The following is a 19,491-nucleotide window of genomic DNA, read 5'->3' as shown; positions in this document are numbered from 1 at the left end:
GCGGGAGCTTCGATTCCTCCCCGGCCTGAAGGCCGGGGCATCCTCGAAGGGAACAAGGTGAACGCGGGGAGTGAAGCTGTGGACGCCGGACGGGGAGGACCCGGCGCCCCGGACGCGCCCTCGGGGGGAGACGGGCGGTCCGGGGCGCCGGGGGTTCAGCCGGTCACGTCCTTGTCCGCGGCCAGGGCCTTGGCGCGTTCGGTGACCGTCGTGGTGAGCCGGGTCACCGCGGTGTCCAGCTCGTCGGAGTCCGCCCCGGCTGCGCGGGCCTGCTCGGCGAGGGTGCGCAGCTCCTTCTCGGCCGTGCCGGAGGCGTAGAAGGTCTTGTACAGCTCGCGGTACGCCTTCTTGTAGACCTCGTCGAAGGCGTCGGACGCCAGGAACTTGGTCTTGAGCGGGTGCCCGGCGAAACCGGGGCCGCCGCCGCGGTTGGTGTCGTCACCGGGGGTGCCGCCGTTCCCGGCGGTGCCGTTCCCTGCAGTGCCGTTCCCTGCAGTGCCGTTCCCTGCGGTGCCGTTCCCTGCGGTGCCGCCGTCGCCGGCCGTCCCGCCGGGGAAGCCCTCGGGCGTCCCTTCCGGCACTCCCTCGGGGAGCCCTTCCGGCATCCCCTCCGGGAAGCCCTCGGGCATGCCGGCCGGGGGCTCCTGCGCGCCGGTCCCGCCGGTGGACGTGCCCCCGCTGGTCGTCCCGCCGTCGGCCGTCCCGCCCCCGGTCCCGTTTCCGGCGCCGGCGTTCCCGGCCCCCGGGCGCATCCCGCCCCCGCCCATGCCGACGGAGTCGTCCGGCCCGGCGGTGGCGTCGCCGCTGAACGTCAGGTTGTAGTCCCAGCCCAGGACGGAGAACTTCTTGGTGTCCAGGTCGTACCAGAGCAGGTAGTTCTTGCCCGGCCCGGCCATGTCGTCGAAGTTCAGCAGCAGGTTCTGCGCGGCGACGTACGACGCCAGCGACTCGACGTCGACGTATGTGTCGAGGTCGCGGGCGAACTCCTCGTCCGTGGCGCCGTCGACCCACTTGATGAGTCGCATCACCGGTTCGAGGTCCTGGCTGCCCTTCTTGTTGAGCTGTCTGAAGTCGCTCTCGTACTCGGTGGGGTCGTCCCCGCGGTACGTGAAGCTGCTGCCCGCCCGTGCCTTGTAGAGCACGCCGTTGCCGTCCTCGACCTCCTCCGCGTACTCGGTGTCCGGCGCCTCCACCATCAGGCGGGTGACCGTGGGGCGGTTGTTCACCGTGAACCGGGTGAAGCTGTAGCGCTCGGCCTTCTGGCCGCTCTCGTCGGTCAGGGCGAGGGACAGGGCCTCGTTGAGCGGGACCTGGCCGTCGACGCCGGGGCGCAGGGAGATCTCGCGTTCGCCCTGGTAGGCGCGGCCCTCGATGTACTCGTCGATCTTGACGAGCCAGGGCAGCTCCTCGGGCTTCTCGGCGGACAGGTCGTACTGCGTCATCCCGCCGCCGCCCATGCCGCCGGGCCCGGCCGCACCTCCCGCACCTCCCGCACCTTCCGCGCCACCTGCACCGCCCACACCGCCCGCACCGCCGGGCCCGCCGGCGCCGCCTTCGGCGCCGGCGCGGCCCGGGGCCTCCTGCGCGCCTTCGGGGAGGTCCCGGCCGCCACCGGGCATGCCCCTGTTGCCGCGCAGAGACTGGAGGGTGGAGTTGCCCTTGAGGCGGAGCCCCACATCATTGAGGGCGACTCCGTCGATGACGAGGTCCGCCTCGATGTAGTCCTTGGTGCCGTCCTCCTCGAACTCCTTCATCATCTTGTCGAAGTCGGCCTGGCGGTAGGTGACTTCGATGGAGTGCGGCACCGAGGCGTCGTACAGGCCGACCGTCCCGCGCACGTCGTCCACGATGGTGTCCGCCTCGGCCCGCGAGGACGACGTGACGTACGGGGAGACCCGCGCGTCGCCGAACGCCCAGACCAGGCAGACGAGTCCGACGCCCAGGGACGCGGCCGGCTTCCAGTGGTGGCGCAGCCGGACGGGCAGCCGGTCACGCAGCCGACGCCCGCGCCGCGCGCTCGTCCCGCCGCTCATCACAGGTCCGTCGTGTCGTAACCGGTCAGCACGGTGACCCGCTGACCCGCCGTACGCTCCTGGAGGGCCGCGACCAGGTCGCCCGGCTCGGCGCCCTTCTTCAGCCGCACCGTGTAGAACACCTCGGTGAGCGCGCCGCCGCGGATGGTCTCCGTGCTGACCAGTTCGAACTCGCTGGTGTACTTGATGAGGACGTCACGGATCTGCGGGGTGTGGTCGTCACCGGCCGGGACCTGGACCTTGACCACCTGACGCTGGACGTTCAGCGCGAACCAGTTGAACTTGAACATCACCAGGACGACCGCGCAGACGACGACCGCGCCGACCGCGGCCAGCGTGTAGAAGCGGGCGCCGCAGGCCATGCCGATCGCCATGGCCAGGAAGATGAAGCCGACGTCCCTGGTCTCCTTCACCGCGTTGCGGAAACGGACCACGGACAACGCGCCGACCAGCGAGAACGCGCGGGCCAGGTTCGAGCCGACGACCAGCATGATCAGGGCGACGACCATGCCGACGACGACCAGCGTCTGCACGTAGGACTGGCTGTAGGAGACGTTCCGGTGCGTGTACCGGTACGTGTAGCCGATCAGCGTGGACAGGAGGAACGACAGCGCCATCGCGGCGACCACGTCGGCCACGCTGAACGTGCCGCTGAGTTCCTGGAGTTGGAGATCGAAGTTCATGGGGTTCCTGCCTTCGGGGACGCGGTGGGCCGCGCCGGCCGCTGGGGGAGCGGCTGCTCTTCGGTGGGGGTGGGCGGGGGACAGTCCGACTCGTCGATGTGGAACACCGAGCGCGGGGCCAGCCCGAACGCCTCGACGGACTGCACGTACTTCGAGATGCGGACGAGGTTGAGGTTGCGGCGCGCGGCGATGTCGGTGATCCAGTGCGGGGTGCGCTCGTTGACCTTGATCTCCATGACCGCCATGTGCGGCGGGACGGTGAACCGGTTCTCAGGCGTCGGGATGCCGAAGTGGAAGTCCCGGTCGCGGCCGCGGACGCGGCGGTCGAAGGTGACCCGCAGACCGGTGTCCGCGTCCCGGCCGACGAGGGCCTCGCGCTGGTAGCCGGTGATCGCCATGGGCCGCAGGTCGAGGCGCACGACCAGGTCGAGGACCTCCTGGACGAAGGCGCTCTCCTTGGGCGCGTGCTCGATCAGCTCCCGGCCGTCGCACAGCCGGCGGGCCGTGCCGTAGGGGAGGGTGATGCGGCGCTTCTGGGTGACGCGGTTGACCCGCTGCTTGATCTCGACACAGACGGGCGAGTCGTCGGTGACGCCGGCGAGGTCGCCGTAGTGCCGGATGCGCAGCTTGCGCCGGAACTTCAGGCCCTCGATCTTCTCCCAGTAGAACCGCAGCTCCGGGGTGTCGTAGTACAGGCTCCACACGCCGTAGCCGCCGACCGGGCTGTGCTCGTCGCGGTCCATCCGCTCGGCCAGCTCGTCCCGGATCTCGGCCGCCTCCTCCACCGGGACCAGGTACTTCAGCTCGAACCGGTTGAAGGCGTGCAGCCTGCTGGCCACGTGCAACGGTTCCTCGCCGGCCCCCTGACCCTCTCGTGCCGGGGCTGCCTTCGACAGGAACACCATGCGCCTCCTCACTCGTCCCTCACGGACCGAACGGACTCGCACACGCAACCAACGGCGGATGAGGAGCCGATGAAAAACACGGGTCGATTCCCGGAGTCCTGGATGTGAATCTGAGTAGCCGAACGGATGTCCGGCGGACGGGCGTGCGAGAGGGTGGGCGCATGCGTCGACTCCTGCTGCTCGCCCCGGTGGTGCTGGCCCTCGCCGGGTGCGGGGTGGTCCAGTCCTCCGAGGACGAGGCGGCCGACGCCGCGCGGGAGACGGCGACGAACGCCGGCCAACGGCTCTACGGCCAGCGTCCGCGGACGGCCGAGGCCGTGGGTCGCTCGGCGGCCGGCTTCGACGGGGTGGAGGTGCTGCGCGTCAGGGGCACGTCCACGCACGAGGGCGACGGTGTGGAACTGGTCGTCCGCACGTCCGGCTCGGCGTACAACGGCTGGTTCGACGTCGAGGAGGTCACCGTGCGGCGCTGCTTCGCCCTGCGGGTGTCGCCGGAGGCGGAGTGGGGCGAGGAGGCCCGGGACGTCAACTGCCCCGACGGCCTCCCCCTGAGCTTCGGCCCGCCGCCCGAGGTGCCGCAGGTGGCACTGGAGGGGAAGCTGCCGCGGGTGCCCGAGGGCGGCCGGGTGGACGAGGCCGAGGTGCGCCGGGCGCTCGCCGCGCTGGACCTGGACCCGTCGATCACGACCGAGGTGAAGACCGAGAACGGACGCGTCGGCATCGTCCTGTCACCACCGGCCGACCCGCACGAACCGGTGTACTGCGTCCTCGCCGTCGTCGCCCCCGGCGACACGAGCACCTGGACCCCACCCCGCGTTCAGCGCATGCCCGGCGAGGGCGGCTGCACGACGGACAACGCCCTGCACCCACTGCCGCCACCGCACTGACCCTCTCGGCTCGCCGAGCGGTCCCTCCCGCGCGGGAGCGTCGGCGTGTGGCTCGTCATCGGCCTCCGGGCCGCCGTCGACGTCCTCCTCGGCATCGCCTACGGCGTCCACCGGCTCGCCACCCGGCGCACCTGAACCGCACACGCCCGCGTGGGGCTGCCCCGGTGCACAACCGGGGCAGCCCCACGCGGGCGTGTGACAAGCGCGTCAGTGCTTGAACGCGTCCTTGGTCTTCTCCTTGGCCTCGCGGGCGTCGCCCTTGCTCTGCGTCGTCCGGCCCTGCGCCTCCATGCGCTCGTTCCCGGTGGCGCGGCCCACGGCCTCCTGGGCCTTGCCCTGCGCCTGCTCGGTCTTCGCCTTGGCCTTCTCGCCGGCACTCACGGAACAGCCTCCTCGTAGGGTTCGGGCACTGTGTCGTGGCCCCACGAGTGCCCTCACTCCTCCTTCACAAACAAGGCGACGGAGAGGTGTACGACTGCGGGCCGAGGGCAAACGGTGCGGCAGGAGGTCAACAACTATGGTTCCCTTGCTGCTCGTTCTGCTTCTTGCCCTGATCCTTTTCGGCGCCGGTTTCGCCGTGAAGGTGCTGTGGTGGATCGCCATCGCGGTCCTCGTGGTCTGGCTGCTCGGCTTCGTCATGCGCTCCACCAACGCGGGCGGTGGTCGCGGCCGCTGGTACCGCTGGTGACGCGCCGCACCGCGACGCCGCACCACCCCCCGGGGGCCCGGTCACCACGGTGACCGGGCCCCGGTCCGTCCCGGCACACCCCCGCTTCTGTCCGCGAACGTCCCCGGATATGTCCGTGATCCGTAACGGACGCATCCGGGGACGTCCGTCTCCCGTCCTGCCCAGTGGTTCACGGAGAAGTCCGGGACCCAGGCGACGAGCGACAGCAGGAAAGCGGGGCGGGTCATGGCGCGGCACAGCGGTGGACGGAGCTGGTACGGCAAGGTGGTCGGGGCCGCACTCGGGGTGACGCTGCTCGCCGTCGGCGCCTCGGTGTACACCGCCCAGGCCGACGTCGTGAACGGCGCCCCGGAGGCGGGCGCGGCCGCGAAGCCCGCCGCCGTGAAGCGGGTCTCCCCCACCATCGCGCACGCCTCCGACGCGGGCCCGCGCGGCGTCAACATCACCATCGACGACGGGCCCGACCCCCGCTGGACGCCCCAGGTGCTCGAGCTGCTCCGCGAGGAGGGCGTGAAGGCCACCTTCTGCCTCACCGGCATCCAGGCGCAGACCTACCCCGACCTGGTCAAGGAGATCGTCGCGGACGGGCACGTGCTCTGCGACCACTCCGTCTCCCACGACACCTCCATGGACCGCAAGTCCGAGGCGTACCAGACCAAGGAGATCCTCGACGCCGAGCGCATGATCACCAAGGCGTCCGGCGGCGTCCGCCCCCTCTACTACCGCGCGCCCGGCGGCGCGTTCACCCCGCACAGCCGCGCCCTCGCCGCCTCCCGCGGCATGCGGCCCCTGGGCTGGAACGTCGACACCAAGGACTTCGAGCAGCCGGGCGCGGACGCCATCGTCGAGACCGTGCAGCGGGAACTGTCCAACGGCCCGACGATCCTCTTCCACGACGCCGGCGGCGACCGCGCGCAGACCGTGGACGCGCTGCGCCGCGTACTGCCCTGGCTGAAGGAGGAGGGCTACTCCTTCGGTTTCCCGGTGCGTTGAGCGCCCGCGACGATCACGTTTCCGGGCAGACCCGCCTGTTCAGGAGGGACCGGCGCCAGGCAGACTCAAGGCCGTACACCCGTCGACGAAGGATGGCTCGTTCATGATCACGCTGACCAAGGAAGACGGCCCCGCGGACCTGGACGGGGTCACGCACCTCTCCATCGGTGTCTCCTGGGACCCGACCGCCGGCTCCAGCGGCGGAGTGCTCGGCAAGCTGCGCCGCAAGACCGGTACGGACCTCGACCTCATCGCCATAGCCATGTCCGGCAGCGACCCGGTGCGCCTGGCCGGCCTGGACTCGCTCGACCCGATGGGCAACGGCTCCCTCCTGCACAGCGGCGACAACCAGACGGGCCACGGCGACGGGGACGACGAGACGGTGACCGTCGAGTTCTCCCGGCTGCCCGGCGCCATCACCTCGATCGTGTTCGTCGCGGCCGCCTACAAGAAGGGCAGCTCCTTCCAGAAGGCCCGCAACATCAGCTTCAAGGTCTACGACGCCACCGGCGGCAGCAGCCAGCAGGTCGCCGACATCTGGCCGAGCCTCCTCAGCCAGGACAACGGCTGCGCCGTCGCCAAGGCCGTCAAGGTCGGCAACAGCTGGAAGCTCCAGGTGATCAACGAGACCGGCAAGATCAAGCAGGGCGACGAGCACGCCCTGATGCGGTTCGCCGTCAGCAAGTAAGCAGGCACGGAGGAGAGAACGGGCGGCCACGACACCGGCCGGGGGGTGTCGTGGCCGCCCTCCCCCGTCATCCCCCGTCAGGGAAAGTGCGCGTAGACCCGGCCTTCGGTGGTGCGCACGGTGACCCGTGCCAGGTGGTCGACGCCCGTGTCGGCGACGGCGTACCAGACGCCCCACCCGGGGTTCCCGGGCAGCTCCAGCAGGCCTCCGCGCACCGGGCCGTCCTTCGAGGCGACCTCGACGACCGACGCCGTCCCCTCACCGCCGTAGTAGAGGCCGGAGAGGTACGCCCTGGTGGGCGACGACTCGGACTGCACCGTGACTCCGGGGCTGTTCCGGTCGATGTTGTCGGTGGTCACGCTCCGGAACTCCGGGACGGGGTTCTCCGGCGTCGTCCAGTGCTTCCCCTCCTCCGTCAGCCACAGCACGAACCCCGGCGCCACCGTCACCCGCTCCCCCGGTCCGACGATGCGCGGCGTCGGCGCGGGCGCCGACGGGGAGGCGGACGGCTGGGGTGAGGCGGACACCGTGGTGGCCGGGCGGGTGACGCGGTCGCCGGGGTCGTCGTGCAGGGTGACGAAGGCCAGCGGCGCCAGGAGCACGGCGCAGCCCCCGCCCAGGACGGTGGTGCGGCGCCTGCGGCGGAGCAGCCGGCCGCGGCGTTCCACGGCGGCCAGCGGCACCCGCGACGGGGTGACGTCGTACGCGGCGGCGACGAGCGCCTCGCGGAGCCGTCCGGTGTCGGCGGGCTCCGCGTCCGGTTCTGCTTCGGGTTCGAAGTGGTTCACGGTCGGGCTCCGGGAAGGGGGTGCGGGCGCTCGGCGGCGGCGAACGCGGGATGGGAGCGCAGGGCCTCGAGGCCGCGCCGCGCATGCGTCTTGACCGTGCCGAGCGAGCAGTTGAGCACCTCGGCGACGGCCGTCTCCGGCAGGTCCTCCCAGTACCGCAGCACCAGCACCGTCCGCTGCCGCGTGGACAGCGAGGCGAGCGCCTCGGTGATCGCGGCGCGGGACTCGACGGACTCGGCGTGGCCCTGGTCGGAGTGGTGCACCCGCTCCGGCAGGAACGGCATCAGCAGATGCGTGACCCGGCGTCTGCGGGTCCGGCTGATGTTGTTGTTGACCAGGGAGCGCCGGACGTAGAGGTCGACGTCGTCGGGCGGGATGCGTCCCCAGCGGGCGTACACCTTGGCCAGGGTGGTCTGCACGAGATCCTCGGCCTCGTGGAAGTCCCCGGTGAGCAGCAGGGCGGTCCGCACCAGACGGACCCAGGCCGCACCCGCGTAGGCGGCGAAGTCGGGGTGTTCCGGCAAGGCGGCGGACGTCTCGTGCGGCACGGACAGGTTCCTCTGCGTCAGGTACGGGGGGAGTCGGCCGGGGCGGGGGACCGGCGTCCGGTCCCCCGCCCACGGGGTCAGCGCAGCGACAGCGAGGCGTAGACCGTGCCCTTGGTGGTGCGGACCGTCACCGCGGAGACGAAGCTCCAGGGGTCATCGGCGGGTACCGGGTCGGCGACGGCGTACCAGACGCCCCAGCCGGGACGGCCGGGCAGCTCGATCAGCTTGCCGCGCAGCGGGCCGGCCTCCGTCTCCAGCTCGACGGTGGACGCCGTGCCCTCGCCGCCGTAGTACAGGCCGGAGAGGTACACACGCTCCGGGGTGCCCTCGGACTGGACGGAGACGCCCGGGCTGTTCAGGTCGATGTTGCCGTCGACCACGCTGCGGAACTGCTCCTGGTCCGGCATGTCCGGCGTGATCCAGTGCTTGCCCTCGGGCGTCAGCCACAGCTCGAAGCCGGGCGCCCCGATGACGCGCTCGCCGGGCTGGACGATGCGGGGCGTCGGGGCGTGCTTCCTCGCGGCCGACGGAGCGGCAGCCCGCGCGGCCTCCGCCGTCGCCGTCGCGGAGTGCGGCGCCCGGCCGGCCGCGTCGTGGGGCGCCGCGTACGACATCGTGGCCATGCCGGCCAGCACGGCCGTGACGGCCGCACCGGTCAGGTACGTCAGGGTCCGCCTCATGCGGGCAACTCCTCGTGGAACACGGGTCCTTGCGGACCCAGGCGATCTGATGGACGGAGGGCGCCTCTCCATCCGTACAAACTCCGGACCCGCGCCCGCCGGATGACACCCACCGGGAAGTTTCTCCCCCACGGGGTTCCTGCGGGCGTCCGCCCCACCCGTCACCGGGTGGCCGCCCCGCGCGCCGGGCGCAGCGTCCCGGTATGGGCGCCGGGCGCGGCGGAACGGCCCGACCGTGGCGGCCCCGCGGATCCGGACCACCCGGACGTCCACAGGGTCGCGCGCGGCTGGGCTGCGCCGGCCCGACGGGCGCGCCGAGGTGCTGCGCGTCCCGCCGAACCTGCCGCTCGGCATCGACGCCGCCGACTACACGTGCACCCACGTCGACCTGCCGCCCGGCTCCGTGCTGGTCCTCTGCACCGACGGCCTGGTCGAGGCGCCCGGCGTCGACCTCCTGGACTCCGTGCGGGCGATGGCCGCGCGGCTGGAAGACGCCGGCGACCTGGACGCGGAGGGCCTCGCCGACGTGCTCGTCGACGACGTACGGCGCAGCACGCACCGCGGCGACGACGTGGCGGTGCCGGCGCTGCGGACGCGGTGACCCGTCCGGCCGAGTTGCCGCGCGCGGGTGATGCGAGAAGGTGAGAGAAGGCCCGCAGGGGATGGCCCCGCGAAGGGAGTGTGCCGTGCCGGACGGCCCCGTCGACGACGCCGCGGTACTCAACGCGCTGTTCGCCGGCTCACCCCAGGGTCTGTTCGTGCTCGACGCCGACCGCAAGGTCGTCCGGTACAACCCGTCCGCGCGCGGGGTGCACGGCCTTCCCGTGGACGACGTCGTCGGCCACGACATACGGGACTTCGCGCCCGACATGGAACCGGAGATCGACCACCTCGTCGACGAGGTGCTCGCCACCGGCGAGCCGGTGCGCGGACGGCTGATGCGCGGCCGGTCGCCGGCCGACCCGCACCGGACGCTCGCCGTGGAGGTGTCGCTGTTCCCGCTGCGCGAGGGCCCCGGGGTGGTCGGCGTGGTGGAGGACGTGACCGAACGGCAGGCCGCGGCGGAACGCCTCGCCGTGCTCAGCACCGTGCACCGGACCGTCGGCGCCACCCTCGACGTGCGGGCCACGGCGGACGCCCTGGTCGAGGCGCTGGTCCCGGACTTCGCCGACGCGGCGGCCGTGGACCTGCTGGACGACGACCCTACCGGGGCGGCGCCCCCGTCCGGTCCGCTGCCGACGTCCGTGCCGCTGCGCCGGGTGGCGTTCGCCGCCCCGGACTCCGTCGAGCCGTCCCGGCGCACCGGTGACAGCCGTCCCTTCCCGTTCCCCACCCCGTTCACGCAGGCCCTCAACGACGCGCGCGAGCGGCTGGTCCAGGTCAGCCCGGACGACCCGTGGCTGGAGACGGACCCGGACGGCTTCGCCACCCTGCTGGGGCGGAAGGTCCACTCCATGATCGTCGCGCCGCTCACCGCGCGGGACAGCGTGCTGGGGCTGCTGACGCTGTTCCGCAGCCGGATCGACGCCTTCGAGGAGGCCGACCTGGACGTGGCCCGGCAGGCCGCCGCCACCGCGGCCGTCCACCTGGACAACGCGCGCAGCTACCGCCGTGAGCACGCGGTGGCGTCCGCCCTCCAGCGGCGGCTCCAGCCGGGCGTGACCCCGCGCCTGTCGGCGGTGGAGACCGCGCACGTGTACCTGCCGGAGAGCGCGGGCGGCGCCTGGTTCGACGTGATCCCGCTGTCCGGGACCCGGGTGGCGCTGGTCGTCGGGGACGTGGCCGGTCACGGCATCGAGGCGGCGGCCACCATGGGGCAGCTCCGGGTCGCGCTGCGCACCCTGGCGCTGCAGGACCTGGAGACCGACGAGGTCCTGACCCACCTGGACGAGGTCGCCGGGCAGCTCACCGACTCACGCGGGACGCGCCCCTACCTCGCGACCTGCGCGGTCACCGTCTACGACCCGGTCTCCCGCAGCTGCGTCATGATGCGGGCCGGACACCCCGCGCCGATCCTGGTCGACCCGGACGGCTCGCCGATCGACGTCGACGTGCCGCTCGGCCCGCCGCTGGGCGCGGAGGGCGGGGCCGCGTTCGTCCCGGCGGTCACGCAGCTCCCGCCGGGCTGCCTGATCGCGCACGTCACCACCGGGCTGCTGGGCTCCGAGGGGGACGGAGACGGCGAGACGGACGCCGTGCACCGCCTGGAACACGTGCTGGCCACCCCGTCCCGGCCGCTCCAAGAGCTGTGCGACACCGTCGTCTACCGCATGGCGCCCTCCCGGTACGACGACGCCGTCCTGCTCCTCGCCCGCACCGAGTGCCTGCCGCCGGACCGGGTCGCCGACTGGACGCTGCCCGCGGACGCCTCCGTCGTCGGCACGGCCCGCCGGCTCGTCGGCCAGCAGCTCGCCGCCTGGGGCCTCGACGACCGCGCCTTCACCACCGAGATCATCGTCAGCGAACTCGTCACCAACGCGATCCTGCACGGCGAGGGCCCGGTCCGGCTGCGCCTCATCCACGACGGGGAACGCCTCCTGGCCGAGGTGACGGACGCGAGCAGCGCGGGACCCCACCTCCGCCATGCCCGCACCGGCGACGAGGGCGGCCGGGGCCTGTACATCGTGATGCGCCTCAGCGCCCACTGGGGCGTCCGCCACGGCCGCGAGGACAAGACGATCTGGTCGGAACAACGACTGGGCGAGGAGACCCCGGAGGGCGTCCTCGCCGATATGGACGTGTTCGACACGGCGGGGGTGTGAGAAGCCCGTCCGAGCGGGCTCGGCCACGCACGCACCGGCCGCCCCTCGATGCGGGCAACGCCGTCGCCCGGGCGCGGGACCGTCGCCACGGCGCCGGACGGGCCGGGTGGGCGCACACCTCGGACCGACACCGGCCGCGCCTCGATCCGCACCCGCGTGCGGGGCCGTCCGTCACCCTGGCTCCGGACAGGGCGACGGCCCAGCGCGGCCCGGCCCGGGCGCGGGCGCCGCGGAACCGGGCTGCCGTCAGATGGGCGCATTCCGCGTGCGCAGTGTGCCTGCCCTGCCTGGGCAATCGTGCCCGGTGCGCTGCGGCGGACAGCTGAGCTCGGTCGACGTCGGTCCGCGTGCGGGGCGCGGCGGGTTCGGCCAGGGCTGCCGGTGGCGGGGGCGGCCCCTGCCCACCTCGCGTCAGCGTCTCCCGCCGCGCAGACGGCGTGAACACCAGGTGATGGCCGCCGCGTTGACCAGTGCGCCCAGCGCCACAGCCAGGACGAAGGCCGGCGCGCCGCCCGGAAGGGCCAGAGCGGCGATGCTGACCGGGGCCGTGGCGAGGACCGGGATCACGCCCGCGAGGGACGCGTCCTCGTGCTCGGCGGTGCTCGACGCGAGCGCCCAGACGGTCAGGGTGGCGCAGATGCCCAGGTAGGCGAGGGCGAAGGGGTCGCCGTAGAGGCGGCTCAGGAGCGGGCGTCCGGGCATGGGGGACTCCTCACCTGCCGGGGGCGGGGCTGTCCTTGTTCCCCGGGGAGGGACGCGTACACGCCTCAAGGCCCGCCGCGGAGGCGGGCGTTGAGGGGTGGTCAGGCCGCCGTCTCCGGCGCCGGGGCCGGCGCCGCGGTCAGGGACTCCGCCGGGGCGGGGTGCGTGATCCGGCGACGGCGGCTGGGGATACCCAGGGTCGGGTGGGCGACGCCCCAGGCCGCGCTCTTGCAGATGATCTCCTTGTAGAGGGCCGCGAAGCGGCCGGTCAGCGCCGCGTTCTTCGCCCGGTCGTCGGCGGTGACGTACTGGATGAGTCCGTCCTTGCGGCCGAGCGAGATGCACTGGTTGAAGTACCGCAGCGGCACGTGCGGCATCTTGCCGCCGGTGAGGCGGGCCGCGATCGCGTCGGCGGCCTGCCACGCGGTGGGCGTGCCGGTCGCGCACGACATCCGCAGCGGCTTGTCGCCGGGCCCCCGCACCAGCGCCGCGTCGCCGACGGCGTACACGTCCGGGTGCGACACCGACCGCATGGTGTCGTCGACCACGATCTGCCCGGTGTCGCCGACCTCCAGGGTCGTGGCGCGGGCGATCGGGTGGACGGCGAACCCGGCGGTCCACACGGTGAGCGCGGACGGCAGGACCGTCCCGTCGGCGGTGACCACGCGGCCGTCCTCCACGGCCGTGACCTCGGCGTGCTCGCGCGCGGTGATGCCGAGCCGGCCGAACGCCGTCCGCAGATGGCCCTGCCCCTTGGGCGACAGCCAGTCGCCGAGGCCGCCGCGCGCGGCGAGGGTGACCTTCAGGTCGGGACGCGACTCGGCGATCTCGGTGGCCGCCTCCAGGCCGGTGAGGCCGCCCCCCACCACGACCACGGGCTGCCCGGCGGTGAGCCCGGCCAGCCGCTCGCGCACCCGCAGCGCGCCGGCCCGCCCGGCGATCTCGTGGGCGTGCTCGGCGGCGCCGGGCACGCCGTGGTCGTCCCAGCGGCTGCCGAGGGCGTAGACGAGGGTGTCGTACGCCAGCTCTTCGGCGCCGCCGTCGCCGGTGACGGCGACGACCTTGCGGTCGACGTCGACGGCGGTGACCCGGGCGACCTTCAGCGCGACGCCGGTCCCGGCGAGCACGTCGGTCAGCGGCCGGTGCGGGAGCTCACGGCCGGTGGCCAGTTCATGGTTGCGGACCCGCTCGACGAAGTCGGGCTCGGCGTTGACGAGAGTGAGGGAGACGTCGTCGCGGTGCAGCCGCCTGGCCAGGCGTCCGGCGGCGGAGGCTCCGGCGTATCCGGCTCCGAGGACGATGATGCGGTGCTGCATGGCAGGCTCCTGTCGTCGACTGGTTCGCCCCTTGAACCGGGCAGCCCGCCGATCCCTGACACCTTCGCAATGTGACCTGTATCACATCACGGCAGCGCGTCAGTAGACGTCCCTCACCAGCGGCTCCCCGTGGTCGACGGCGGCCCACCGCTCCGTCACGCGCTCCAGCTTGTCGGGGTTGACCTGGCTGCGGACCGCCGCGATGCCGTCCTCGGTGACCTCCAGGCACATCACGCCGATCACCCGGCCGTCGACGACCGCCACCACGGCCGGATCGCCGTTCGCGGTGGTCGCGTACAGCTCGGGCGACCCGCCCGCCACCGCCCGCTTGCCGGCGCCCGGCGTGAACAGGCCCCGCAGGAACGTGGCCACCGCCTTGACTCCCTCGAACGCCTTCGCCCGCGCCGGCACCTTCCCGCCGCCGTCGCCGACCGCGACGGCGTCCCGCGTGAGCAGCGCGACCAGCGGCTCGGTCCGCCCGCTGGTCGCGGCGGCGAGGAACTCCTCCACGACCCGCCGCGCCTCGGCCTCACCGATCTCCCGCCGCGCCCTGCCCTGCGCCACGTGCTTCCGCGCCCGGTGCAGGATCTGCTGGCTGGCGGCCTCGCTGACGTCGAGGATCTCGGCGATCTCCTTGTGCGGGTAACCGAACGCCTCCCGCAGCACGTACACCGCGCGCTCGTCCGGCGACAGCCGCTCCAGCAGCACGAGCATCGCGAACGACACCGACTCCCGCTGCTCGGCGGTGTCGGCCGGCCCCAGCATCGGGTCCCCGGCGACCAGCGGCTCGGGCAGCCACTGCCCCACATAGGTCTCACGCCGGGCGCGGGCCGAGGTGAGCTGGTTGAGGCAGATGTTGGTGAGCACCTTCGTCAGCCACGCCTCGGGCACCTCGATCCGCCCGGTGTCCGCGTCCTGCCAGCGCAGATACGTCTCCTGCACCGCGTCCTCGGCCTCGCTCGCGGAGCCGAGCAGCCGGTAGGCGATGGCCTCGAGACGGGGCTTGGCGGCCAGGAACCGGTTCACGTCGCTCGTGGTCGCAGACATGCCGCGATCCTAGGCACGTCCCCGGCGTACGCGCCCGCCTTTACGCCCGGCCGCCGCGCCCCGCGGTCACCCCTTCTCCGCGAGGGTGTGGGCGACCAGGGCGTTGGCGTGCCCGTGACCCAGGCCGTGCTCGGTCTTGAGCCAGGTGACCAGCTCCATGTGCCGGGTCAGCGGCGAGGAGCGGATCAGCTCCTTCCACTCGGCCACGGGACGGCCGTACTTCTTCTCGATCGACGGGAAATAGCTGGCGGGGCCCTTCACCTGAGCGCTCATGACGACCGGTCCTTCCTCCGCTCGTGGACACCTACACCCATGAGGACCGGAGGAAGGACGAGCACTGAGCGGTGAGCCGACGTGACCTGCGTCACCTCACCCGGTGCGCTCAGCCGGTGAGGCCGATCTCCTCGCAGTCGTCCGCGTGCTCCGCGGTGCAGATGTCCTTGACCGTGTAGACGCCGTCCGCGATCACCGTGTCCTCGATGTTCTCCCGGGTGAGCGCGACCACCGGCACCAGCATCGCCGGGATGTCCTGCTGCGAGCGGCTGTCGATCGTGTCCTGCGCGAGCGCGTCGAACTGGATCGCCCGGTCCTGCACCTTCGCCACCGCCATGTCGGCGGCCCCCGTCGCCTCCAGCAGGAAGGACTTGTACACCGTCATGTACTGGGTGCCCGAGACCACCCGCCGCACCGCCTCCAGGTCCGCGTCCTGCCCGGTCACCGGCGGCAGTTCGCTGAGGCCGGCCGCCTGCAGCTCCTCGATCACCGCGCCGGCCATGCCGTCGTTCGCCGAGTACACGGCGGCGACGTTCCCCGCGCCGACCTTCTTGAGGGCCTTGCGCATGTTCTCCGCCGCGACCTCGGGCAGCCACTTCTTGGTGTCGTACGACGCGGCGATGTCGACCGCCCCGTTCAGCTCGCCCAGCGCACCCTTCTTGAACAGCGCGGTGTTCGGGTCGGCGGGCTCGCCGTTCATCATGACGACCTTCTTCTTCTGGGCCTTCTCGCCCAGCGCGTTGACCAGGGCGCGTCCCTGCACCTGACCGACGAGTTCGTTGTCGTGCGAGACATACGCGTCGATCGGGCCCTCGGCGAGCCGGTCGTAGGCGATGACGGGTATGCCCGCCCGCTTGGCCAGGCGCACGTCGGGCGCGACGGCGGCCGCGTCCACCGCGTCCACGAGGATGACGTCGACCTTCCGGCCGATCATCTGCCGGAACTGCTCGCTCTGCTTCTCCTCGCTGCCCTCGGCGTTGGCGTAGACGACCTCGCCCTCCTTGTTGGTCTGCGAGGCGATGCGCTCCTTGATGAGCGGATAGTCGAACTTCTCGAACCGCGCCGTGTCCTTGTCCGGCAGCAGCAGGCCCACGGTGATGTCGTAGTCGGCGCGGGCGTCCGGGGTCTCGTCGTCGCCCGGTCCGAACGCACCGCAGGCGGTGAGGGAGAGGGCGGTCAGGGAAGCGGTCAGCAGCAGGGCACAACGGCGTGCGGCGGCAGCGGTGGTACGGGGCTTCAACGTGGGGGCGCCTTCCGGGCGGGCGTGCGGCAAGGGGGTGGGGCTGGACGGCCGACGCGGCACGCGGTACGGCGTCGGGGCCGACGTCCGGCCGGGCCCAGAACGTTGCTCAGCAGTGTGTCCGTTGTGCGGTGGTGCGGCACGCGTGCTCACGACCTTCTCCCCTCGCACGCCGAGAATGTGCGCAGGAGAGGCACAGAGGCTGCACACAGCTGGGCATGGGCGTGGTTAGCGTGGCTGTTCCCTGCCCGGACCGGGCCGGCCGCGCCTGCGCGGACGCCCGTACGACACCTCAGGAAGACAGCGGATGGACTACTGCTCCACGTGTCGCCGGCATCTGAACGGCGCCCTGGTCTGCCCGGGTTGCGGCTCCTACGCCCCCGACATCGCCCCCGGCGTGGTGGGCGGCCACCGCATCCCCGGACGGGCGGCGACGGCATCCGGTACGGCCGGTGCGGCGCGGCGCGCCGCCGCCGAAGGGCCTGCGGAGGGAGGGTGGTTCACCGCTCCCGCACGGTCCGCCGGGACGACGCGGGCCGACGAGCCGGCGCGGCCCGCCGGTTCCGCACCGCGCGCGGAAACCTCGCGGCCCGGCGAGATCGGACACCACGCCGACGCCGCACGGCCCGACGCCCCTGTGCGGCCGGTCGGTTCCGCGCGGTCCGCGGGGGCCATGGGACCCACCGGATCCACGGGGCCCCTCGACGGCGCTCGGTCCGCCGACACCACGTGGCCGGCCGGCGCCGTGCGGCCGGGCGACGCCGCGCACCCTGCCGGTGCCGGACGGCCGAGTGACGCCTCGCGCCCCCTCGACGCCGGACGGCCGGGGGCGGTCCCGCGTCCCGCAGGCACCACGCGGTCCACCGAAGCGACGCAGCGCAACGAGGCCGCACGTCACGCCGGTTCCGCACGGACCACCGGCGTGACGGGGCCCCTCGACATCCCACGGTCCGCCCACACCACGTGGCCGGCCGGCGCCGGACGGCCCGGGCAGGCCCCGCGTCCGGTCGGCACGGGACGGTCGCACGAGGCCCCGCGCCCCGCCGGCGCCGGACGGCCGGGCGACGTACCCCGCCCCGAAGGCGCCGGACGGTCCGCCGGGACCCCGCAGTTCGGCGGCGCCCCGCGCCCCGCCGACACCACCGCGACCCCCGCCGAAGGCATACGTCCCGTCCTCCCCGCCCGCCGTGCCGAGACCGCCGTGTTCGCCGCGCCCGCGCGGCACGACGCCACCGCGCGGCACGACGAGACCGGCGGCCCCGCCGCCGACACCCCGCGCGCCGCCCCGCCGGCAGGCGCCGGCACCGGACGTGCCGCGCGCCGACGGCAGTTGGCGCGCTGGAAGAAGACGCAGCGGCGCGCCCTGGTCGCCACGGCCGTGGCGCTCGTCGGCGGCGGCATCACCCTCGCCTCGACGGAACGGGGCGGCACGGACCGCACCCAGGCCTCCACCGCGCCCGACCTGCACGGCATGGGCGGAACGGCCGGCACCACGGACGACGCGGCCGGCATCCCGTCCGTCTCCCCGGAGCGCACGACCGCCCCGCCGCAGGCCGACGTCCGCCGCACCCCGGCACGTCCCGAGGCCGCGCCCACCACGACCGCGCCCCCGTCCGGCACCCACACCGACGGCGCCGCCGCCACCGAGGTGCCCGCCGGGGGACGTTCGGACGCGCCGGAGTCGGTCTCCCGTTCCGGCAACCGCTCCGAGGCGAGCCAGGACACCGGCGGCGGAGCGCCCAGCTCCGGCGGCTCGACGACGACCACGCCCCCCTCCTCGCCCCCGCCCTCCGCCGACGACGGCTCCGGCAGCGGCGACACGGGCGGCGACGGCGGCTCGGGCCAGGGCGACGAGGCCACGCAGCCGGCGCCCAGCAGCCCGCCGCCCACCGCCGAGCAGCCGCGCGACCCCCGCCTCTGCCTGCTGGTGATCTGCCTCGGCTGACCGGACCGCCCCGACCGGCGGCCGGCACGCCGGCTGCGGGACAATCGCGGCATGAGCGTCGTCAAGATCAACGTACTCACGGTTCCCGAGGACCAGCGCGAGACGCTGGAGAAGCGGTTCGCCGCGCGGGCCGGGGCGGTGGAGAGCTCGGACGGCTTTGAATGGTTCGAGCTGCTCCGCCCGGTCGAGGGCACCGACACCTACCTCGTCTACACCCGCTGGCGCAGCGAGGAGGACTTCGAGCGCTGGCGGGACGGGCGCGGCCAGGCCGCCCACGCGGGACCGCAGGGCGACAAGCCGCGCCCTGCGGCCACCGGCGCCACCCTGTGGTCCTTCGAGGTGGTCCAGCAGGCGACGCCCCGCCAGGACTGACCGGCGGGGTCACCCCAGCACGTCCAGCACCCGCCGCGCCGCCTCCGCCACCAGCTCGTCGCTGGGGGTCGCGGCGCGGCCCGGGCCTTCCGTCAGCACCGACAGCACCAGCGGCGGACGTCCGGCGCCGGGCCACAGCACGGCCACGTCGTTGCCCCGGCCGTACTCGCCGCCGCCGGTCTTGTCGCCCACCCGCCAGCCGCGGGGCGCGGCCGCCCGGATGCGGCGGTCGCCGGTGGTGTTGCGCACCAGCCAGTCGGTGAGCAGGGTCCGCCCGGCGGCGGGCAGCGCGTCGCCGAGGACCAGGGCGCGGTAGTCGGCGGCGATGGCGCGGGGCGTGGTGGTGTCGCGCGGGTCGCCGGGCGGGTTGCCGTTCAGCTCGGGCTCGGTGTGGTCGAGGCGCGTCACCCGGTCGCCCAGCCGGCGCGCGTACGCGGTGAGGCCGCGCGGTCCGCCGATGTCCCGCAGCAGCAGGTTGCCGGCCGTGTTGTCGCTGTACCGGACGGCCGCGTCGCACAGCTGCCGCAGGGTCATGCCCTCCCCTGTGTGCTTCTCGGTGACGGGCGAGTACGGCACCAGGTCGGCCGTGCCGTAGGGGATCCGTTCGTCCAGGCGGGCGCCGGGGCGGTGGTCGACGACCGCGGCGGCGGCGAGGGTCTTGAAGGTGGAGCAGAGCGCGAAGCGTTCGTCGGCGCGGTGGACGACGGTGGCGCCGGTGCCGGTGTCGACGGCGAACACCCCGAGCCGGGCGCCGTACTCGCGTTCCAGCGCGGCGAGGTTCCGGGGGCTGACCGGGGACGGTGTGCCGCGGCCGGCCGTCGCGGAGGCTCCGGCGGCCGGGGCGCGGTCCGGGGCGGCGGTGGCGCAGCCCGCCACGGGGGCGAGGGCGGCGGTCAGCAGCAGGGAGCGGCGGGAGAGGCGTGCGGTCATGACGGGACGTC

21 protein-coding genes and 1 pseudogene are annotated in these 19,491 nt (G+C 73.6%); 9 read left to right on the top strand and 13 right to left on the bottom strand.

Translation table 11 applies throughout. The features are described 5' to 3' along the window. Positions 1–155: 155 nt before the first annotated feature. The 3 genes from AY578_RS17015 to AY578_RS17005 are packed head-to-tail and all read right to left on the bottom strand — an operon-like array spanning position 156 to position 3,621. Positions 156–2,033: a CotH kinase family protein gene (locus AY578_RS17015; RefSeq protein ID WP_258902928.1), complete on the bottom strand. Its 1,878-nt coding sequence runs from the start codon at positions 2,031–2,033 to the stop codon at positions 156–158. Continuing rightward, a complete protein-coding gene (locus AY578_RS17010) occupies positions 2,033–2,716 on the bottom strand; it encodes a DUF4956 domain-containing protein (RefSeq protein ID WP_019525848.1) in 684 nt (227 codons plus the stop codon). The genes AY578_RS17015 and AY578_RS17010 overlap by 1 nt, the downstream gene beginning before the upstream one ends. Continuing rightward, positions 2,713–3,621, bottom strand: coding sequence for a polyphosphate polymerase domain-containing protein (locus AY578_RS17005; RefSeq protein ID WP_052183261.1), 909 nt, complete (start codon positions 3,619–3,621; stop codon positions 2,713–2,715). The genes AY578_RS17010 and AY578_RS17005 overlap by 4 nt, the downstream gene beginning before the upstream one ends. Positions 3,622–3,782: 161 nt before the next feature. Between AY578_RS17005 and AY578_RS17000 the strand changes: the two genes are divergently transcribed. Further along, the gene (locus tag AY578_RS17000) at positions 3,783–4,508 is read left to right on the top strand and encodes a translation initiation factor IF-2 (RefSeq protein ID WP_161108907.1); all 726 of its coding nucleotides are present in this window, start codon (positions 3,783–3,785) and stop codon (positions 4,506–4,508) included. A 207-nt stretch (positions 4,509–4,715) separates the two neighbouring features. Here the strand turns inward: AY578_RS17000 and AY578_RS16995 are convergent, their stop codons facing one another. Further along, positions 4,716–4,889 (bottom strand): CsbD family protein, encoded by a 174-nt coding sequence (locus AY578_RS16995; protein ID WP_019525852.1) that lies wholly within the window; start codon positions 4,887–4,889, stop codon positions 4,716–4,718. Positions 4,890–5,025: 136 nt separating this feature from the next. On the opposite strand from AY578_RS16995, the gene AY578_RS16990 reads away from it, so the two are divergent. From AY578_RS16990 to AY578_RS16980, 3 genes are all read left to right on the top strand, one after another. After that, a complete protein-coding gene (locus tag AY578_RS16990) occupies positions 5,026–5,196 on the top strand; it encodes a hypothetical protein (protein WP_019525853.1) in 171 nt (56 codons plus the stop codon). Positions 5,197–5,421: 225 nt separating this feature from the next. Then, positions 5,422–6,189 carry a polysaccharide deacetylase family protein gene (locus AY578_RS16985; protein ID WP_019525854.1) on the top strand — a complete coding sequence of 256 codons (768 nt, stop codon included), beginning with the start codon at positions 5,422–5,424 and terminating at the stop codon, positions 6,187–6,189. A 103-nt stretch (positions 6,190–6,292) separates the two neighbouring features. Further along, positions 6,293–6,877: a TerD family protein gene (locus tag AY578_RS16980; RefSeq protein ID WP_028959560.1), complete on the top strand. Its 585-nt coding sequence runs from the start codon at positions 6,293–6,295 to the stop codon at positions 6,875–6,877. Positions 6,878–6,954: 77 nt separating this feature from the next. Here the strand turns inward: AY578_RS16980 and AY578_RS16975 are convergent, their stop codons facing one another. The 3 genes from AY578_RS16975 to AY578_RS16965 all read right to left on the bottom strand — a co-directional run bounded on the left by AY578_RS16975 (position 6,955) and on the right by AY578_RS16965 (position 8,893). Next, on the bottom strand, positions 6,955–7,665 hold the full coding sequence (locus AY578_RS16975; protein ID WP_136238905.1) for a hypothetical protein: 711 nt from the start codon (positions 7,663–7,665) through the stop codon (positions 6,955–6,957). Further along, complete coding sequence (locus AY578_RS16970) at positions 7,662–8,213, bottom strand: SigE family RNA polymerase sigma factor (RefSeq protein ID WP_028959562.1); 552 nt, start codon at positions 8,211–8,213, stop codon at positions 7,662–7,664. The genes AY578_RS16975 and AY578_RS16970 overlap by 4 nt, the downstream gene beginning before the upstream one ends. 77 nt (positions 8,214–8,290) lie before the next feature. Then, positions 8,291–8,893, bottom strand: coding sequence for a hypothetical protein (locus AY578_RS16965; protein WP_215048921.1), 603 nt, complete (start codon positions 8,891–8,893; stop codon positions 8,291–8,293). 235 nt (positions 8,894–9,128) lie between these two features. Between AY578_RS16965 and AY578_RS16960 the strand changes: the two genes are divergently transcribed. Together AY578_RS16960 and AY578_RS16955 are read left to right on the top strand one after the other, a co-directional pair. Then, the gene (locus AY578_RS16960) at positions 9,129–9,494 is read left to right on the top strand and encodes a PP2C family protein-serine/threonine phosphatase (protein WP_019525859.1); all 366 of its coding nucleotides are present in this window, start codon (positions 9,129–9,131) and stop codon (positions 9,492–9,494) included. An 85-nt stretch (positions 9,495–9,579) separates the two neighbouring features. Further along, positions 9,580–11,655: a SpoIIE family protein phosphatase gene (locus tag AY578_RS16955; protein WP_028959564.1), complete on the top strand. Its 2,076-nt coding sequence runs from the start codon at positions 9,580–9,582 to the stop codon at positions 11,653–11,655. Between the two features lie 411 nt (positions 11,656–12,066). Here the strand turns inward: AY578_RS16955 and AY578_RS16950 are convergent, their stop codons facing one another. The 5 genes from AY578_RS16950 to AY578_RS16930 form a co-directional block, all read right to left on the bottom strand. Next, complete coding sequence (locus AY578_RS16950; protein ID WP_019525861.1) at positions 12,067–12,357, bottom strand: SCO4225 family membrane protein; 291 nt, start codon at positions 12,355–12,357, stop codon at positions 12,067–12,069. 101 nt (positions 12,358–12,458) lie between these two features. Further along, positions 12,459–13,673 carry an NAD(P)/FAD-dependent oxidoreductase gene (locus tag AY578_RS16945; protein WP_258902920.1) on the bottom strand — a complete coding sequence of 405 codons (1,215 nt, stop codon included), beginning with the start codon at positions 13,671–13,673 and terminating at the stop codon, positions 12,459–12,461. Between the two features lie 99 nt (positions 13,674–13,772). Then, positions 13,773–14,720: an RNA polymerase sigma-70 factor gene (locus AY578_RS16940; protein WP_019525863.1), complete on the bottom strand. Its 948-nt coding sequence runs from the start codon at positions 14,718–14,720 to the stop codon at positions 13,773–13,775. 66 nt (positions 14,721–14,786) lie between these two features. Next, positions 14,787–14,993 carry a DUF4287 domain-containing protein gene (locus AY578_RS16935; RefSeq protein WP_019525864.1) on the bottom strand — a complete coding sequence of 69 codons (207 nt, stop codon included), beginning with the start codon at positions 14,991–14,993 and terminating at the stop codon, positions 14,787–14,789. Positions 14,994–15,102: 109 nt separating this feature from the next. Next, complete coding sequence (locus AY578_RS16930; RefSeq protein ID WP_028959567.1) at positions 15,103–16,233, bottom strand: sugar ABC transporter substrate-binding protein; 1,131 nt, start codon at positions 16,231–16,233, stop codon at positions 15,103–15,105. A gap of 307 nt (positions 16,234–16,540) precedes the next feature. Between AY578_RS16930 and AY578_RS34100 the strand changes: the two are divergent. The 3 genes and pseudogenes from AY578_RS34100 to AY578_RS16920 all read left to right on the top strand — a co-directional run. Beyond that, positions 16,541–16,798: pseudogene (locus tag AY578_RS34100) on the top strand (SCO2400 family protein); the annotation flags it as partial. Between the two features lie 357 nt (positions 16,799–17,155). Next, on the top strand, positions 17,156–18,178 hold the full coding sequence (locus tag AY578_RS16925) for a hypothetical protein (protein WP_258902917.1): 1,023 nt from the start codon (positions 17,156–17,158) through the stop codon (positions 18,176–18,178). A 51-nt stretch (positions 18,179–18,229) separates the two neighbouring features. Then, complete coding sequence (locus AY578_RS16920) at positions 18,230–18,550, top strand: antibiotic biosynthesis monooxygenase family protein (RefSeq protein ID WP_258902916.1); 321 nt, start codon at positions 18,230–18,232, stop codon at positions 18,548–18,550. 9 nt (positions 18,551–18,559) lie between these two features. Here AY578_RS16920 and bla read toward each other — a convergent pair whose 3' ends face one another. After that, complete coding sequence (gene bla, locus AY578_RS16915; protein ID WP_258902914.1) at positions 18,560–19,480, bottom strand: class A beta-lactamase; 921 nt, start codon at positions 19,478–19,480, stop codon at positions 18,560–18,562. Positions 19,481–19,491 lie beyond the last annotated feature (11 nt).

It is taken from the genome of Streptomyces thermocarboxydus, assembly GCF_024760485.1.
Taxonomy (GTDB): Bacteria; Actinomycetota; Actinomycetes; order Streptomycetales; family Streptomycetaceae; genus Streptomyces; species Streptomyces cellulosae.
This window is presented reverse-complemented; position numbering and strand designations above follow the sequence as displayed.

What these genes read in the sequence shown, in the direction of transcription:
- AY578_RS16965 (WP_215048921.1), bottom strand. Translation starts at nt 8,893, where the DNA reads ATGAGGCGGACCCTGACGTACCTGACCGGTGCGGCCGTCACGGCCGTG.
- AY578_RS16920 (WP_258902916.1), top strand. Translation starts at nt 18,230, where the DNA reads ATGAGCGTCGTCAAGATCAACGTACTCACGGTTCCCGAGGACCAGCGC.
- AY578_RS16985 (WP_019525854.1), top strand. Translation starts at nt 5,422, where the DNA reads ATGGCGCGGCACAGCGGTGGACGGAGCTGGTACGGCAAGGTGGTCGGG.
- bla (WP_258902914.1), bottom strand. Translation starts at nt 19,480, where the DNA reads ATGACCGCACGCCTCTCCCGCCGCTCCCTGCTGCTGACCGCCGCCCTC.
- AY578_RS17000 (WP_161108907.1), top strand. Translation starts at nt 3,783, where the DNA reads ATGCGTCGACTCCTGCTGCTCGCCCCGGTGGTGCTGGCCCTCGCCGGG.
- AY578_RS16935 (WP_019525864.1), bottom strand. Translation starts at nt 14,993, where the DNA reads ATGAGCGCTCAGGTGAAGGGCCCCGCCAGCTATTTCCCGTCGATCGAG.
- AY578_RS17010 (WP_019525848.1), bottom strand. Translation starts at nt 2,716, where the DNA reads ATGAACTTCGATCTCCAACTCCAGGAACTCAGCGGCACGTTCAGCGTG.
- AY578_RS16950 (WP_019525861.1), bottom strand. Translation starts at nt 12,357, where the DNA reads ATGCCCGGACGCCCGCTCCTGAGCCGCCTCTACGGCGACCCCTTCGCC.
- AY578_RS16945 (WP_258902920.1), bottom strand. Translation starts at nt 13,673, where the DNA reads ATGCAGCACCGCATCATCGTCCTCGGAGCCGGATACGCCGGAGCCTCC.
- AY578_RS17015 (WP_258902928.1), bottom strand. Translation starts at nt 2,033, where the DNA reads ATGAGCGGCGGGACGAGCGCGCGGCGCGGGCGTCGGCTGCGTGACCGG.
- AY578_RS16980 (WP_028959560.1), top strand. Translation starts at nt 6,293, where the DNA reads ATGATCACGCTGACCAAGGAAGACGGCCCCGCGGACCTGGACGGGGTC.
- AY578_RS16940 (WP_019525863.1), bottom strand. Translation starts at nt 14,720, where the DNA reads ATGTCTGCGACCACGAGCGACGTGAACCGGTTCCTGGCCGCCAAGCCC.
- AY578_RS16990 (WP_019525853.1), top strand. Translation starts at nt 5,026, where the DNA reads ATGGTTCCCTTGCTGCTCGTTCTGCTTCTTGCCCTGATCCTTTTCGGC.
- AY578_RS17005 (WP_052183261.1), bottom strand. Translation starts at nt 3,621, where the DNA reads ATGGTGTTCCTGTCGAAGGCAGCCCCGGCACGAGAGGGTCAGGGGGCC.